Here is a 15513-nt window from a genome sequence, read left to right on the forward strand (position 1 = left end):
GTCACCCCTCCTTTCTAACGATATAGCCTTCTTTCTCATGAATCGTCTCGTCTGAAGAGAGCACGAGTCGTTCTCCGGATGCTCGTTCGACTTCGTAGAATCGAACACCGTATTGAATGAGTTCTTTCGTAATCGTAACACGTTCATCCGTTTCCTTCGTCGGTCTTGAGACCAAGTTGACTGCCGTCAACGGATGCCATGTTTCTTCAATTTGAATGCCTTCGCCAAAAAACGGGCTGGTCTGGCTCAGCGTAATCGGTGTACCATGATCGACGATTCGCCCCTGTTCTAAGACATAGACGATATCCGCCATCGCCATTGCCTCTTCCCGATCGTGTGTGACAAGGAGTGTCGTGACACCTTGTTCCTCGGTCAACTTCCGAATCAATGTCCGTAGTTCCCGTCGTCTCGGTACATCTAGACTCGAGAACGGTTCATCGAGCAACAAGAAGTCCGGTTGACTTGCCAGCGCACGAGCTAAACTCGCCCGCTGCTGTTCGCCCCCTGACAATTCGTGAACAGCACTTTTTCCTCTTCCCTCGAGTCCGACGCGATGTAACCAGGATTCGAGCTCGATCGGTGTTAATTGTTTGGCGCCGAGACGGATGTTCTGTTCGACGTTCAAATGTGGGAACAACAGCGACCGTTGAAACATCATCGTCACACCTCGCTGATTTGGTGAAAGGACAGTCACATCTCGGTCGCCGAACTGAATCACTCCACTCGTCACACGTTCGAGACCTGCAATCAGGCGGAGAAGCGTCGTTTTCCCACTACCACTCGGTCCGACTAAAGCCACACATTGTCCAGATGCGATATTTAAATCGATATCAGACAATACATGCTTCGTTCCAAATCGTTTATTGACTTGTTGTATCGTGACTTCCATTTAAACGCCTCCGTACGATTCGTATCCAACTAGAAAAAATAACGGCTTGTCCAGCATAAAAGAGAATGGGCAACCCGATCAACCACAGCGTCGCTAGACGCGCCGCCCCTTGCGAATTACCAGAATACGCCGGGAATACTTCGAGTGATATCATGCGGACGATCCCACCACCAATCAACGCAACTAGTGCATACTGACTGATCGTGATCACCGTGACGAGTAGCGTCACGGATTGTAACGTCGACCGAAGCATCGGTCCCGTCAAATAGAACCAACGCTTGAACCGGTTCCCCTCAATCAAGACCATCTGTTCAAGCATCCGTTCTCCGAGCGCCTGAAATCCGTTCGTGTACAAGCGAACTGTATACGGCAAGGTCGGCAGAAGCAACACGAGCAGGACACCGAAAAATCGATCTGCCAAACCAAGACGGATCCATGTCAAATAGAGACCGAATGATAGCAATAACACGGGAACGAACAGCGGCAAACTAATCAAGAACTCTGCTATACGAATCCGTTTCCCCGTTTGAAAGGCAATCGCTTTTCCTGCCATGTACCCGAAGAGATGATTTAACAATACGACGGCACAAATCATCGCGACGGTCGTGCCGAGCGTCGCTTCTAGGCGCGGATTCCAACTCCACTCTCCTGGAATCAAACCGATTAAAGGAACGATGAACAGGAGTACAACGAATACAGTCACACTGATTTTTTTCATCATTCGCTTCGCCCCCTACTGATCTTCGTTGCCAGTGGGCGTGTCAAACCAGTCATAAGCAATAGCAGGAGGAAGAGTCCTCCCGTCAAGACGACACTCATTGCAAAAGCGAGTGGTTGCTCCGATAAATCGCCTTGTGTATACAAATCGAATGCATAGACGCCAAGTAATTTTGGATAGGTCACGCCGAGCAGTGCTGGAATCTCATATGCGAACAGGATGAAGGCAAGCAAGATAAATGCTGCCTCAAGCATCGGAACGAGCAGGAAAACACCCCGCGCATGCCAGAATCGGCGCACTGGTGATAAACCGAGCATCATACCGAGTTCTTGATAACGCGAATCAAGGCGCCGGACCACCGGTAAGAGATAAAAAAACACGAACGGAATTTCTTTATACAGATACGTCAAGATGACACTAAAATAATTCCCTTCATGCGGTCCGATGACAGGCACATCACTCAAATAGAGAATCGCGAGGTATGCTGCTCCTAGATGAGGGATGAATAAAGGAATCGCAAGTAACGCAGCTAGTCGTGTTCTGCTCAAGAGCCTTGCGAGCACCACACCAATGATCAGCGCGAGCACCGTACTGACGATGGCCACGTAACTGCTGACGGCTAGACTCTCTAAAAAGACCTCATCCGTCAGTAGCTCGCGGTAATCAGCAGATGTCGTCATCGAGATACTGACCCATAACCCGTATAAGACCATCCCTGCCATCAAGAGTGCAGCATGATACGCGTTACCGCGCCACACGAGACGGCCATTCCTTACGGATCATCTCGAAAATGGATGGGTCGAGCTCCGTCCGGACCTTTCCTTTGAAGACGCTTGGCTTTGGTGTCGACGGCGCAGCCGGTACATCAGCGAATTGCTTTTGTTCTGACGAATTCAGTGTCGATAAATCAAGACTCGTTCCGTCACCCCAATACGTCGCATCGTATTTTTTCAACTGTGCTTCTGGTGATAACAACGTATTGATCGCAACGAGTGCGCCCTTCGGATTCGGTGCGTTGAACGGTACGGAAAGGAAATGCGTTGACGCGATTGATCCATCCTTCAAGACGATCGGACGTGTTTGTTTCGGAAACGTTCCTGACGTTACTTCTTGTTCAGCCCGTCGTTCGTTGAAGCCCATCGTGAAATCAACGTCTCCCTTCGCGTATAACTGATCGAGTTGGGCAAGTGTCTTTGGATAGGTCTTCCCTTTTTTCCAGAGATACGGTTTGATGTCGTTCAAATAAGCCCATGTCTTCTTGAAGTCTGCTTTCGGGTCTTTTAAGGTTTCATTCGATTCGACACCATACATGACATGGCGGACGAAGGCATTCCCCGTAAAGTCCGTCACTTCCGGATAAGTGAAACGTCCTGGATTTTCCTTGACCCATGACTTCAGTGCTTTCAAGTCGGTCGGTAGCGACTTCACGTCAGCTGCGTCATAGTGCAACGTATATTGAACTTTCCCCCATGCGGCTTCAAGTCCGTCTGTTTTCGTACCACTATCTGAACTCTGTGCGGCAGCATCAACATATTTCATGTTCGGGAGGACTTTTGTGATTTCTCCATACAGTAAATCATCTTTTTTAGCATTTAAAAAATTATCGCCATTGATCCAGACGACATCGATGACACCTTTTTCCTTACCTGCCTGTTTCTCAGCACGCAGTTTTTGAATGATATCCGCCGTCTCGATCGGGACCCGTTCTAACGTGATGTTGTGTTCCTTCTTCAGACGCGGTGCTACGTATTCATCGATGTAGGCATTGATGCCGTCATCGCCGCCCCACATATACATCCGAACCGTTGACTTTTCCGCTTCTTTTTCGATCGTCTGATAAGAAGTCCCTAAGACATTCTTCGGTTCCGGTGTCGCATCCGGTGTTCCACAGCCTGCGAGCAGCGTACCTAGGGCAAGAAAGCTGATTACCTTTGTTTTCATTTGTCGTTCTCCTCCGTCATCACTTTTTATCGAAGCCCGGTTTTCCTAACCACTCGATCAACCGTGGCATCACGCCGTACCCTTTTGCCGATAGCTCCATCCACCATGGTGCATTGACTTCACGTTTACGCCGCTCTATTGCTCGGACGACAGTCGAAGCTAGTCGTTCTTTCGATAGGACGATAGAAGCGACATTTTGCTCATACTTCCGGTCGACATCCGCACGGACAAAAAATTCTGTCGCGATCGGTCCTGGATTGACCGTCATGACGTGGATGCCTTTTGGACGTAACTCCAGACGTAACGCGTTCGAAAACTGCAACATCGCTGCTTTCGTCATGCAATAGATCGTTGATTTCGGTGTCGGCAACTTCCCCGCCTGACTGGCCACGTTGACGATCATGCCACCTTCTTTGAGTAATGGCAGACATGCCTTCGTTAAGCGAACGGGACTTAAGACGTTGATTCGGTGCATCGACTCAATCGTTTCAATCGAGGTATCGTCTAAGAAGCTGAATTCCCCGAAACCTGCGTTATTAATCAAAATATCAATCCGTCCATAACGATTTGCGAGTGTTTTTGCAAGAATTTCAGGCGCCTTTTCCAAATCGTAGACCAGGTAGTCTGCCTGGAGTTCAGATGCTAACGTTTGTAATCGATCCTCGCGTCGTGCAATTAAAATCAAGTTTGCGCCTTCTTTATGCAGAGTGCGCGCCAGTGCTTCCCCGAGTCCACTTGAAGCACCCGTGATGACAATCGTCCGGTTGATGAGCTGCATTAGACTTCCTCCGCTTTTGAATAGTAGAGGATACCTGATCGTTTCTCGACCGTGATCGCACCGCGGGCGACGAGTGTATCGAGGCGTGCTTTCATCTCACTCATGACAAGAGGGAATGATTTTTTTAATCGGTTTCCATACGTCACTTGTGCTAATTCGAATAACGTATGTTCTCCCGTAAAATACTTCAAGAGCTGATCACCACGTGCTTTGCGTTGCATCAATCGTTCTTCGACGAGTACCGCAACATCTCGAATCGGAGCACCATGTCCAGTGTAGGCGATTCGAATCTGCTCACTTTGTAATTTTTCTAAGGAGTCAAGATACGCAAGAACAGGACGTTTTACGAGCACATCATCACCTGGTTGCGGTTGTTCGAGCAATGGATTCGGCTCGACCCGGTCGAGCAGGTGATCGGCCGCGAACAATACACCATCGTCACTTAGAATTCCGATTTGGTCACTTGCATGCCCCGGTAGTTCGATGACACGGTATCGCCCAGACGGCGTAATCGCGTCGCCTTCTTTTAATGTGAAATCAAGTTGACCTTTTCCAAGCCATTTCAAGGCAGATTGATAGCTTGGTAACATCTCTTGAATCGCTACCGGAACGCCAAACGATGTCGCCAATCGACGCAAGAATGCGTCCCCGTTGTTCAAGAAGGTCTCGTCCTGTTCCAAGTATGGGCGTAATCGCGCATGTCCATAGACGGGAATGCCTTTCTCTGAAAAGCGATGTGCCATCCCAGCATGATCCGCATGGTGATGTGTCACGATGACACGATCTAAATCCTCGACCTGAAGTTCATGTCGTGCAAGCGTCCGTTGCATCGTTTGCCATGCTTCAAGCGTATCCGGTCCACAATCAATGAGGATGTTTTCCCCTTCCGTTCGTAGTACATAGCAGTTCACGTCTCCAACCGGAAATGGTGTCGGAATCGGAATCGGGATGATTTCGTCTGATACAGTCATACCTACACGCCTCTTTTCTCTCGTCCATTTTCTTTCATTATAGAGAGAATGAAGCTATAGCGCCAAACTTTGTGCGTCAAAGGATGACATTTGTTTTCTAGCTTACGTTACGGCGTGAGAAATGGATGCACAAAAAACCGACCTTTCCGCAGATTGAAAGGTCGGTCAGAAACTTATTTTAAGTTGAGGACTGTTAATTTGTCGCGTGTCATCGAAGCTAAGCTACGTCCGACGCCTTGAACGCCGAGACCCGATGATTTCACACCGATGAATGGGAAGTGGTCAGGACCACGTTCCGTCCGACCATTGATTTGAACAGAACCTGTTTCAAGCGCATCCGCTACTGCAAACGCAGCATCGATATTCTCTGTGAAGACACTTGCTTGAAGACCGTATTCTGATTCGTTTGAGTATGCGATCATTTCGTCGACTGAGTTGACACGGATGATTGGAAGAACTGGTCCGAACGGCTCTTCCCAAGCAACGCGCATGTCGCGTGTCACGTTGTCAAGAAGTGTTGGTTCGATCAAGTTCGCCGTACGTCCGCCACCTGAGACGAGCGTTGCGCCTTTGTCTGTTGCGTCCGTGATCAAGCCTTCGACGAAGTCCGCTGATTTCGTGTCGATGAGCGGCACGACGACACTGTCTTGTTCAGGTGAACCGACTGTCAATTTCGCGATTCGTGTCTTGAGTTCTTCAATGAGTGCATCCGCTTGATGATCAAGAACGAAAACGCGTTTGATTGCTGTACAACGTTGACCTGAGTAAGAGAACGCCCCACTGATGATATGGTCTGCCGCAAGTGACAGATTCGCATCTTCAAGAACGAGCGCTGGGTCTTTTCCACCAAGTTCAAGGACAAGTGGAATCATTGCCGATTGACGCGACAAATGTTGTCCTGTGCCTGTACCACCAGTAAATGTGATCATGTTGATACCCGGGTGAGCCGTCAAGTAATCACCGATGACCGATCCACGACCTGTGACGATGTTGACGAGTCCAGCTGGAAGACCTGCTGCGACAAGTGCCTCGACCATCAAGATACCGCTGATCGAACCTTGTGTTGCCGGTTTGAAGACGACGGCGTTTCCTGTCATGAGGGCAGGTGCAAGTTTTGCTGCTGCCAAGTTGACTGGGTAGTTGAACGGTGAAATCGCAAGCACGACGCCGAGTGGTGCTTTTTTGATGACCGCGATTTTTTTCGCGCTACCACCAGGGAATGAATCCCCTTGCATCATCTGACCGTCGAAACGGAGACCTTCTTCCGCTGTGTATCGAATGATTTCAGCTGTTCGTTTGACCTCTTTGACGCCATCTGCACGTCCTTTACCGACTTCGCGCATAATGACTTCACCGATTTCGTCCGCACGTTTTTCGAGTTCCGTTGCCCAAGCGTGAAGCAATTCAGCCCGTTTGTTCGCTGGTTGTTTTGCCCACTCTGCTTGTGCCGCTTTCGCTGAAGCGATGGCACGATCGACTTCCGGTTTTGTCATCGCTTGGACGCGACCGACAAGATCCTCTTTATATGGTGAAGAGATTTCAATCGTCTCTTTTGATTCACTTTCATGCCATTGTCCATCTAGTAAAAATGTGTAGGTTGTTGCTGTAGTCATTCCACTCTACCTCCATTTATTTTTATCTCTCTCATTTCAGTGTGTGGCTGCATAGCTTATTGTAATCAATTGGTCTGACAAATGCCAAACTTTTTGCTTAACATATTATGAAAGCGATTACAACACTTTTTTTGTCAATTCAGAACTAGAATTTTTAGCGTAGCATGCCGATAACTAGTCAGAAGTGAAGTGAAGGTAATGGAAAGGGGCACAACCATATGTATAATCAGCACGATATTTTATTAGAAGCCGGCACGAACGAACTCGAGATCGTCATCTTCCATTGCGGACCATACACGTTTGGAATCAACGTCATGAAGGTTCGGGAAATCATCGTTCCGCTCCCGATGACACCACTCCCAGGTACACCGGACGCTGTTAAAGGATTGATTGAACTGCGTGGCGAAGTCATGACAGTCATCGATTTGCCGACGGTCATTGGTGTTCCACACGATGAAGCAACCGAGGATCGATTGATCATCTGTGAATTTAATGGGGAAAAAAGCGTCCTGCGTGTCGATTCCGTGACGGAAATCCGTCGTATCTCATGGGAACAGATCGATACACCAAACGAACTCGCTCGTGGCATTGAGGGATTAACGAACGGTGTCGTCAAAACGGGCGACAAAATGATCATCTTGCTCGACTACGAAAAAATCGCACTTGAGCTCTCACGCAAGGATATCTTCGCCCGCGAAGAAGGGCGTCGCGTCCAGTCCCGTGACCGGTCCGACAAAGTCATCTGGATCGCCGAAGACTCGGAAATGCTCCGGACGTTGATCATCGAAACACTCGAGGAAGCCGGTTACCATGGTCTGAAATGGTTCATCAATGGTAAGGAAGCTTTTGATGCGTTTGAGAACGGAAGCAACTGTGACCTCCTGATCACCGATATCGAGATGCCGAAGATGGATGGACTACACTTGACGAAACGACTCCGTGAAGATGATCGTTATGCGGAATTGCCAATCATCGTCTTCTCTTCCTTGATTTCCGACGATTTACGCCATAAAGGTGAGTCGGTTGGTGTCAATGCACAAATCACGAAACCGGAAATCGGTCGTTTGATCGAAACGGTCGATTCATACGTCTTATAAGAAAAAAAGCCGACAGCATGTCGGCTTTTTTGATCTATTCGATTGCTCAACGCAGCGCGTCAAGATTTTTTCCAGTAAACACATCGAGCCAGACGACACGGAATTCCACCATGCATTGCTCAATCCGATCGACGATTTCTTGTGTTCCGGTCATTGAACCAGATTCTGCTTCTTTTTCAAGCAGTTCGAAATCATCAGCTAAATCATCAGCGGCAACGGAATAGGAAGCACCTTTTAGCAAGTGAGCGAGCTTTTCAGTTTGCTCAGCATCTTGCTTGGCGACGGCATCTTTTAGTTCAGGAAACTTTCGATCGAACTGCGCGATATACGTTTCTCCGATTTTTTGAAGGAACGCGTGATCCCCACCCGCGATCGATTGAAGTTCTTCGAGCTTCTTAGCATTAAAAAAAGGCATGTCTTCCCCTCCTCTGTTTTCATCTTATCACTAATCTTCGTAAAAAAAAATCGGAGAATCATTTACACGCCATCGTTTCTATTTCTATAATGAGACAGTGAAGAGCAGGAGGGATAGACAATATGTTGACGATTTATCGAAGCGATGTCACCGGGGCAGTCAACGAGATACAGGAGTTCACGAAGGGTTCCTGGATCCATCTTGTCAATCCGACAAAGGACGAAGCCGACCAAGTCATCGCTGCTACGAATATTCCAGAGGATTTCATTTATGACCCTTTGGACGTGGAAGAAAAACCACGTTTTGAAAAAGATGAAGAAGGTCTACTGATGATCGTCGACGTTCCCTACATCGAAGAAGAATCATCAGGACGCCGTTATAATACGATTCCGCTCGGTATCATCGTGACATCCCGTCATTTCATTACCGTTTGTTCGCAACAGCTCGATGTCCTGACGTTATTCTCGAGTGGTAAGTTGCGAGGATTCCGGACGAATTACCGATCGCGCTTCGTATTCCAGATTCTCTATAAAGTCAGTTCCTCGTATTTACGTTTCTTGCGTCAAATCGATCGTCGTATGGACGAACTTGAGGAAGAACTTCAACGTTCGATGCGAAATCAAGAAATCTTTCAATTGATGAACCTTCAAAAATCATTGGTCTATTTCATGACGTCCTTGAAATCGAACGATGGTGTGCTCGACCGAATCATTAAGACTCCGAGTCTTGAGAAACATGAAGATGATGAAGATTTACTGGAAGACGTCTTCGTCGAACACCGACAAGCGATGGAGATGGCTCAAATCTATAAAGACATCATCAGTTCGACGATGGATACGTTTGGTTCTGTCATCTCGAACAACGTCAACTTCGTCATGAAGTTCCTTGCCTCGATTACGATTGTCATCTCGATTCCGACGATGATTTCCGGGATGTTCGGGATGAACGTCCACGTTCCATGGGAAGGAGAAGTCATCGGATTCTGGATTGTTTTCGGTATGATGATCTTCTTCTCTGGTCTTGCCGCCTTCATCTTATGGCGGAGAAGGTTCTTTTAGTTCAAGTAGATTCAGAGCTTGTATGACTCAAAAAAGACTCAGCGACGGTGCTTCCTTCGCTGAGTCTTTTCATTTACAGGTTAATTGATTTCGACCGTCACGAGACATAAGTCATCCGCTTCATCGCTCTGATCCGGTTGAATCAACTGATGGATGTTCGGTCCTTGTTGTTCGATCAGATTCTGGATGGCGTGGATTCCTTCATCAATGCCTTTACTGTAGAGTTCCATGAAACCATCCGTGTACAAGTAAACACATCCTGGTGAGACGATGTCGATCGTCTTGCTCGAATACGTCGAGTCTTCGAACATACCGACAGGAAGTCCCGTATTCTCAAGCGGAATGATTTGATCATTCATGCGTAACAAACCAGGTGGGTGCCCTGCGTTCGCATAGCTGAGCTTCATCTCATCTAGGTCGATGTAGAGGTAAACGGCAGTGAAATAGATTTCTGTCTCGTCTCCCGGGAACAATCGACTCATCTGCTGATTCAATTCTTCAAGTACTTGTGCTGGATCACCAATCCGGTGCACGAGTTCGAACAAAATCGAACTCATTCCCATCGTGATCAGCGCAGAAGAGACACCGTGTCCCATGACGTCAAACAAGATGATGCCGTATTTATTTTGAGAGATGCGGTACCAGGCGTACATATCTCCTGCTAATTTCTTAGAAGGGATATACGTCGCCATGATGCGGATCTCATCGTCTTCGATATTCGCACTGAGCACACTCTGTTGCAGTTTTTGCGCCAAATCAAAGTCTTCCTGTAATACTTTTTCATATCGTTTTCGCGCATCGATTGCTTGCTTCAGACCAATCGCGTTACGAACTCGCGCGAGCAATTCCGTTTTACGGATCGGTTTCGTCGTATAATCCGATGCTCCTGCATTCAGTCCATCAACGATATCTTCTTCGTTTGATCGCCCGGAAACGATCAGAATCGGTAATTCATCAAGACCAAACCGTTTTCGAATCAAACGTGTCGCCTCGATTCCGCTGATTCCTGGCATTTCGACGTCGAGGAGAACGACGTCCAACTGTTCGATGAATAACGGATCCTCCATCAATTCGATTGCTTCTTCCCCACTCATCGCCTTGACGACGTCATAGCCTTCATTTTCTAACAATCGCTCTAGGAGCATTAAATTCGTTAACTCATCATCTACGACCAAAATACTCATACGCCGTCACCTCGTTCCGTTTAACATGTTTATCTGACATCAGTTTAGCACACAACCTACAATTTCGTTTAGACGGAAGCTGCGTTTTCCGTCATACTAGAAAGTGAACGAAAGGAGGAGTGGACTATGTGGTTATATGTCGTCTCCATTCTCATCATCGTATTCGTCTTGGTCGCCTCGATCATCGTCATTTCGAAAGGATATGGCTACAAAGGCAACAAAGATGATATCGAAATCGATTATGATGAAATCAACCGAAAACTTCGTCACGAAAATGATGATGATTCATCCAACAAATGAACCTCTTAGACCATCATATCACGATGGTCTTTTTTATATTCATTTCAAATACATGTTATTTTTAAATGTTTTTTATTCACTCACAAGGGTATATCCATATCATGGTTAAATATTATCTCAAGGGAGTGTTCATCATGGAACCGAAGCTTCAACATGATCCACACGCAGCACACGCAGAACATCCGAATCGCCAGTTCGATCAGGAAGAATCATCAGGTCGTCAAATCAATCTCGTCACAGGGATGTTGCTCGGTGCCCTTGTCGGCGGTCTATTGACGCTACTTAGTTCTTCGTCTCGCCAAAATACGAAACAGAGTTTACGGGGAGCGAAAGATTCCGTCTCTACCCTCGCTTCTTCTATTAAGGAAGACCCGTCAGGTAAAGCATCACAAGTCATCAATCAAGTGAAGAGTGCTTCAAGCATCATTCAAGAAGTCGCATCTGACGTTCAAAATGTCTATGACAAAGTGAACACAGAGCTTGAAACGGTGAAATCAGATGCCTCGACGGTGAAAGAGACAGTAAATGAGACGAAAGGTGACTTGAATGCAATCAGCAATAAAGTCGTCGAAGCGAAGGATGTCGCACTCGGCAAAGAAGAACCACCTGCTGAGCATGATGCTTCCGACAAACAAGCAAATGATTCTCAATCTTCTGAGGAAAAACATAAAGGTGAAGGCATCTAATCATTCAATGCACTTCTTCTTTCTCCCCGACATGTTCAGCATGTCGGGGTTTTTAGCGTAGGAATTGAACAACGATCGCAACGCGTTCGCGCATTCCAAATCGAAGGACTCCTGAAAGTGGCGTTTCAGCCGGAATCGCATCCGTCTGTAAACCAAGTTGTTTCGCCTCTTGTCGCGCACGGTACAGATGAAAGTCTGACGTGACGATCGAGACGCGACGAACGTCCTTTGGCAACAACGCTTTTGAAAATTGTAGATTTTCCGTCGTTGATGTCGAGTCGGCTTCAAGGATCAACCGCTCTTCAGCAATCCCAGATGCCACCATCCCGCGACGCATCGCCTCTGCTTCTGAAATATCTTCATCTGGACCTTGTCCACCGCTCAAGATGAAGCGGACTTCTGAATGTTGTTTCCCATATGCCGCAGCTGCCTGAATCCGGTTATGTAGGATTTGCGACGGTTTTTCTCCTTTGACACCCGCACCGAGGACGATGACATACGGTGACGTCCCATCAGCGAGTGGCCGTTCCCCTTTATTGACGAAAATACCGACACTGTACCAGAAGGCGACACAAGCGACTAGTCCCCCACCGACCATCCATTTGATGTTTCGTTTGTTAAACGTGCGTTTGATCATACCGTACGACCTCTCTACTAAAAAATGGCTTACTGTAGGCAATACGAATGGTTCTCCAAAAAAGTTTCAGCATAACAGGTTCGGACTCAATGAAAAAAGGCTGACTCAAAAAAGAATGACGCGTCTTTTCACGCCCTTTCCTCAGGCGAGACACAAGCCCGTTTTCCTGCTTTATTCAAGCAGGAAAGCGGGTCTTATTTGTCTCTGTCAGCGCAAAGATGCGCTTTTCCTTGTAGGAGTTGCGTGAAACGCGTCATTCTTTTTGTTACAAGATAGGGGTGGCAGATCATCATTCTGCCACCCCTATCTTTGTAGAGACTGACTGTTGAGTCAGCCCCTTTCCTATTCACTGACTCGTCATCAATTCCCCCAAATTGATGTTACGTATTCCGGATGATCGATGAATGGATTCCGGTTTTTTTGCCACTTCTCGAAGATGACATCGTTGCGACGTTTCTCGAAGCTATCAACTGGGTCGAGCTTATTCCATGCTTTCAGCGTCGACAATTTGCCATGTAACGGGTTCGTACCATTATTGACGTTTTCAGAAGCTTCGAGATCGATTTCTCCGCCACCTTCATAACGAACCGCCATGTAGAAGATCATCCGCGCGATGTCACCTTTGACACGGTTCGGTGGTTCCCACGAATCACTATCGCGGTAGCAATCACATCCACTGTACTTCGTACCACCATTGTCGAAGTCAAGATTCCCACGTGCGCTGTTGACGACGACATCTTCCGGACGCAAGTGATGCAAGTCTGTTCCAGGACCGTTCGTCGTGCCAAAGTCACCGTGCGACTTTGCCCAGACATGTTCACGATTCCACTGACCGACATTCCCACCGTTACTGCTCTTTGAAATCGATTTCCCCGTGTATAACTCGATGACGTTATTCGCATTGTTTGGATCTTGATCCGTTTCTTTCAGTGCTGTCCATACCGTGTCGTATGACACTTGTGTATGATTATCGATGATATCGTGCAGCGATGCCTTCAACGCTGCCCCTGTCTTCCCCGCTGCTGGTAAATAGTACGCATCGATCGTCGATTGTGACGTGACCATCTGCGGACCAGCTGAAACTTGTTTTGGATCAACTGTTTTTGCTGTGACCGGTGTAAAGACGATTGACCCGAGCGCAAGTGTTGCAGCAAGCGCACCTGTGACCTTTGACTTCCAGTTCATGTGTGTTCCCCCTTAAATGGTATGTATGAGAGCGGATGTTACACGCTCATTTTCACACCGAATCCATTCCTGGTGGAAGATGGACGATAGACCTGCTTTTTTGAAGATGAGTCGTCGTTCAGAATATTCATTGAAAGGCAACGGTTAGATGGTCCTGATTTTTTTCATTCATGACGTCAATCTCATCAAAATAGTTCTTCAGAAGAAATATTCTAGGGTCAAAAGTCACGAACAAAAGAGACATACAAATAAGAATCCGGGACGATATTCCTCCTGTCTGAAGCTTCCCTATAATAAATAATGCAAGCGCTTTCGCAAATCATAAGGAGGTCTTTACGTGAAACAAAAAAGATGGATTTTAGCAACCGTCGCATCCGCTGCTTTTTTAGCGCCACTTGCGCAACCGATTGCAGTCGGCGCAACGGCAGACAACGGAACGATGATGCAGTATTTCGAATGGTATGTGCCAAATGACGGTAACCACTGGAACCGTCTCGGGAGTGACGCAACAAAGCTCGATCAGCTCGGGATCACATCGGTCTGGATTCCCCCTGCTTACAAAGGTACCTCGCAAAATGATGTCGGGTACGGCGCCTATGATTTGTACGATTTAGGTGAGTTCAACCAAAAAGGAACGGTCCGTACGAAATACGGCACAAAGGCGCAATTAAAAACGGCGATCGGACAATTGCATACCGCCGGAATCGATGTCTATGGTGATGTCGTCATGAACCATAAAGGTGGCGCCGATTTCACGGAAGCCGTCACGGCAGTCGAAGTCAACCCGGGTAACCGTAATCAAGAAGTCTCTGGCGATTATCAAATCCAGGCATGGACGGGTTTCAATTTTGCAGCACGAAATAACCTCTACTCGAACTTCAAGTGGAAATGGTACCACTTCGACGGCACGGACTGGGATCAATCACGTTCTAAGAGTGCCATCTACAAGTTCCGCGGTACCGGTAAAGCGTGGGATACGGATGTCTCAACTGAAAATGGCAACTACGATTACTTGATGTATGCGGATCTCGACTTCGATCATCCAGAAGTCCAGCAAGAAATGAAGAACTGGGGTAAATGGTACGTCAACGAACTTGGTCTTGATGGGTTCCGTCTCGATGCCGTCAAGCATATCAAACACGGTTACTTAGCGGACTGGCTCGCGAACGTTCGTCAGACGACGGGCAAACCCTTGTTTACAGTCGCAGAGTACTGGCAGAACGATCTCGGCACGTTGCAAAACTACTTAAGTCGGACAAATTATCAACAATCCGTCTTTGATGCACCGCTTCATTATAAGTTCGAACAGGCAAGTAAAGGCGGCGGGTACTATGACATGCGGACGATCTTTGACGGTACTCTCGTCAAGAGCAATCCAGTCCAAGCCGTCACACTCGTAGAGAACCATGATTCGCAGCCTGGACAATCGCTTGAATCAACGGTTCAGTCATGGTTCAAACCGCTTGCTTACGCGATGATTCTGACACGTGAACAAGGCTATCCGTCGGTCTTCTATGGTGACTACTATGGTACAAAAGGTACGTCGAATCGCGAAATTCCAGCACTCGCTTCGAAGATTGATCCGTTACTTAAAGCACGAAAGGACTTCGCGTTCGGGAAACAAAATGATTACCTCGATAACCAAGACATCATCGGTTGGACACGTGAAGGTGTCTCAGACCGTGCGAAATCAGGTCTTGCGACGATTCTGTCAGATGGTCCTGGCGGTAGCAAGTGGATGTACGTCGGGCTTCAGAACAAAGGAGAAGTTTGGACAGACATCACTGGAAACAACACGAAGTCGGTCACGATCAATCAAGATGGCTACGGTCAATTCTTCGTCAACGGTGGTTCGGTCTCCGTCTATCGTCAACAATAAGCAATCAAAAGAGGCTGACTCAAAAAAAGAATGACGCGTCTTTTCACGCCCTTTCCTCAGGCGAGACACAAGCCAGTTTTCCTGCTTCATTTAAGCAGGAAAGCGGGTCTTGTTCGTCTCTGACAGCGCATAAATGCGCTTGTTCCTGTAGGAGTGGCGTGT

Annotated in this window: 16 protein-coding genes; 5 read left to right on the forward strand and 11 right to left on the reverse strand. The window is 47.5% G+C overall.

All coding sequences use genetic code 11. The features are described 5' to 3' along the window. Position 1: 1 nt before the first annotated feature. From KNQ18_RS09725 to KNQ18_RS09755, 7 genes are all read right to left on the reverse strand, one after another. Positions 2-889, reverse strand: coding sequence for an ABC transporter ATP-binding protein (locus KNQ18_RS09725; RefSeq protein WP_064300242.1), 888 nt, complete (start codon positions 887-889; stop codon positions 2-4). Further along, on the reverse strand, positions 861-1610 hold the full coding sequence (locus tag KNQ18_RS09730; RefSeq protein ID WP_251133336.1) for an ABC transporter permease subunit: 750 nt from the start codon (positions 1608-1610) through the stop codon (positions 861-863). Before KNQ18_RS09730 ends, KNQ18_RS09725 begins: the two co-directional genes overlap by 29 nt. Then, entirely contained in the window at positions 1607-2365 is a 759-nt protein-coding gene (locus tag KNQ18_RS09735) for an ABC transporter permease (RefSeq protein ID WP_215084647.1), read from the reverse strand. Before KNQ18_RS09735 ends, KNQ18_RS09730 begins: the two co-directional genes overlap by 4 nt. Next, complete coding sequence (locus tag KNQ18_RS09740) at positions 2352-3548, reverse strand: ABC transporter substrate-binding protein (protein WP_215084648.1); 1197 nt, start codon at positions 3546-3548, stop codon at positions 2352-2354. Before KNQ18_RS09740 ends, KNQ18_RS09735 begins: the two co-directional genes overlap by 14 nt. A gap of 19 nt (positions 3549-3567) precedes the next feature. Then, on the reverse strand, positions 3568-4326 hold the full coding sequence (locus KNQ18_RS09745) for an SDR family NAD(P)-dependent oxidoreductase (protein ID WP_075642049.1): 759 nt from the start codon (positions 4324-4326) through the stop codon (positions 3568-3570). Next, positions 4326-5297 carry an MBL fold metallo-hydrolase gene (locus KNQ18_RS09750; protein WP_149427006.1) on the reverse strand — a complete coding sequence of 324 codons (972 nt, stop codon included), beginning with the start codon at positions 5295-5297 and terminating at the stop codon, positions 4326-4328. Before KNQ18_RS09750 ends, KNQ18_RS09745 begins: the two co-directional genes overlap by 1 nt. A gap of 173 nt (positions 5298-5470) precedes the next feature. After that, complete coding sequence (locus tag KNQ18_RS09755) at positions 5471-6910, reverse strand: NADP-dependent glyceraldehyde-3-phosphate dehydrogenase (protein ID WP_050678501.1); 1440 nt, start codon at positions 6908-6910, stop codon at positions 5471-5473. 218 nt (positions 6911-7128) lie between these two features. Between KNQ18_RS09755 and KNQ18_RS09760 the strand changes: the two genes are divergently transcribed. Further along, positions 7129-8007 carry a chemotaxis protein CheV gene (locus KNQ18_RS09760; protein ID WP_023467660.1) on the forward strand — a complete coding sequence of 293 codons (879 nt, stop codon included), beginning with the start codon at positions 7129-7131 and terminating at the stop codon, positions 8005-8007. A gap of 46 nt (positions 8008-8053) precedes the next feature. Here KNQ18_RS09760 and KNQ18_RS09765 read toward each other — a convergent pair whose 3' ends face one another. Beyond that, positions 8054-8422 carry an Hpt domain-containing protein gene (locus tag KNQ18_RS09765; protein ID WP_023467659.1) on the reverse strand — a complete coding sequence of 123 codons (369 nt, stop codon included), beginning with the start codon at positions 8420-8422 and terminating at the stop codon, positions 8054-8056. 122 nt (positions 8423-8544) lie between these two features. On the opposite strand from KNQ18_RS09765, the gene KNQ18_RS09770 reads away from it, so the two are divergent. Beyond that, complete coding sequence (locus KNQ18_RS09770) at positions 8545-9480, forward strand: magnesium transporter CorA family protein (protein ID WP_023467658.1); 936 nt, start codon at positions 8545-8547, stop codon at positions 9478-9480. A gap of 80 nt (positions 9481-9560) precedes the next feature. Here the strand turns inward: KNQ18_RS09770 and KNQ18_RS09775 are convergent, their stop codons facing one another. After that, positions 9561-10664: a PP2C family protein-serine/threonine phosphatase gene (locus tag KNQ18_RS09775; protein ID WP_035408959.1), complete on the reverse strand. Its 1104-nt coding sequence runs from the start codon at positions 10662-10664 to the stop codon at positions 9561-9563. A gap of 126 nt (positions 10665-10790) precedes the next feature. On the opposite strand from KNQ18_RS09775, the gene ytzI reads away from it, so the two are divergent. Both ytzI and KNQ18_RS09785 read left to right on the forward strand, forming a co-directional pair. After that, positions 10791-10964: a YtzI protein gene (ytzI, locus tag KNQ18_RS09780; RefSeq protein WP_023467656.1), complete on the forward strand. Its 174-nt coding sequence runs from the start codon at positions 10791-10793 to the stop codon at positions 10962-10964. Positions 10965-11098: 134 nt separating this feature from the next. Continuing rightward, positions 11099-11650, forward strand: a complete 552-nt coding sequence (locus KNQ18_RS09785) for a hypothetical protein (RefSeq protein ID WP_023467655.1) — start codon at positions 11099-11101, stop codon at positions 11648-11650. A 52-nt stretch (positions 11651-11702) separates the two neighbouring features. Here the strand turns inward: KNQ18_RS09785 and KNQ18_RS09790 are convergent, their stop codons facing one another. Beyond that, the gene (locus KNQ18_RS09790; protein ID WP_023467654.1) at positions 11703-12287 is read right to left on the reverse strand and encodes a YdcF family protein; all 585 of its coding nucleotides are present in this window, start codon (positions 12285-12287) and stop codon (positions 11703-11705) included. 360 nt (positions 12288-12647) lie between these two features. Continuing rightward, positions 12648-13472: an endonuclease I family protein gene (locus KNQ18_RS09795; protein WP_215084650.1), complete on the reverse strand. Its 825-nt coding sequence runs from the start codon at positions 13470-13472 to the stop codon at positions 12648-12650. Positions 13473-13809: 337 nt separating this feature from the next. Here KNQ18_RS09795 and amyS point away from each other — a divergent pair, with 337 nt between their 5' ends. Further along, entirely contained in the window at positions 13810-15351 is a 1542-nt protein-coding gene (amyS, locus tag KNQ18_RS09800; RefSeq protein ID WP_058712913.1) for an alpha-amylase, read from the forward strand. Positions 15352-15513 lie beyond the last annotated feature (162 nt).

Origin of the sequence: Exiguobacterium sp. s78, assembly GCF_018618985.1 — a bacterium.
GTDB classification, from domain to species: domain Bacteria; phylum Bacillota; class Bacilli; order Exiguobacteriales; family Exiguobacteriaceae; genus Exiguobacterium_A; species Exiguobacterium_A abrahamii.

Bases quoted from the DNA above. Each gene is read 5' to 3' on its own strand.
- KNQ18_RS09775 (WP_035408959.1), bottom strand. From the start codon at position 10,664: ATGAGTATTTTGGTCGTAGATGATGAGTTAACGAATTTAATGCTCCTA.
- KNQ18_RS09770 (WP_023467658.1), top strand. From the start codon at position 8,545: ATGTTGACGATTTATCGAAGCGATGTCACCGGGGCAGTCAACGAGATA.
- KNQ18_RS09785 (WP_023467655.1), top strand. From the start codon at position 11,099: ATGGAACCGAAGCTTCAACATGATCCACACGCAGCACACGCAGAACAT.
- KNQ18_RS09755 (WP_050678501.1), bottom strand. From the start codon at position 6,910: ATGACTACAGCAACAACCTACACATTTTTACTAGATGGACAATGGCAT.
- KNQ18_RS09730 (WP_251133336.1), bottom strand. From the start codon at position 1,610: ATGATGAAAAAAATCAGTGTGACTGTATTCGTTGTACTCCTGTTCATC.
- KNQ18_RS09750 (WP_149427006.1), bottom strand. From the start codon at position 5,297: ATGACTGTATCAGACGAAATCATCCCGATTCCGATTCCGACACCATTT.
- KNQ18_RS09725 (WP_064300242.1), bottom strand. From the start codon at position 889: ATGGAAGTCACGATACAACAAGTCAATAAACGATTTGGAACGAAGCAT.
- KNQ18_RS09790 (WP_023467654.1), bottom strand. From the start codon at position 12,287: ATGATCAAACGCACGTTTAACAAACGAAACATCAAATGGATGGTCGGT.
- KNQ18_RS09765 (WP_023467659.1), bottom strand. From the start codon at position 8,422: ATGCCTTTTTTTAATGCTAAGAAGCTCGAAGAACTTCAATCGATCGCG.
- KNQ18_RS09740 (WP_215084648.1), bottom strand. From the start codon at position 3,548: ATGAAAACAAAGGTAATCAGCTTTCTTGCCCTAGGTACGCTGCTCGCA.
- KNQ18_RS09795 (WP_215084650.1), bottom strand. From the start codon at position 13,472: ATGAACTGGAAGTCAAAGGTCACAGGTGCGCTTGCTGCAACACTTGCG.
- ytzI (WP_023467656.1), top strand. From the start codon at position 10,791: ATGTGGTTATATGTCGTCTCCATTCTCATCATCGTATTCGTCTTGGTC.
- KNQ18_RS09760 (WP_023467660.1), top strand. From the start codon at position 7,129: ATGTATAATCAGCACGATATTTTATTAGAAGCCGGCACGAACGAACTC.
- KNQ18_RS09745 (WP_075642049.1), bottom strand. From the start codon at position 4,326: ATGCAGCTCATCAACCGGACGATTGTCATCACGGGTGCTTCAAGTGGA.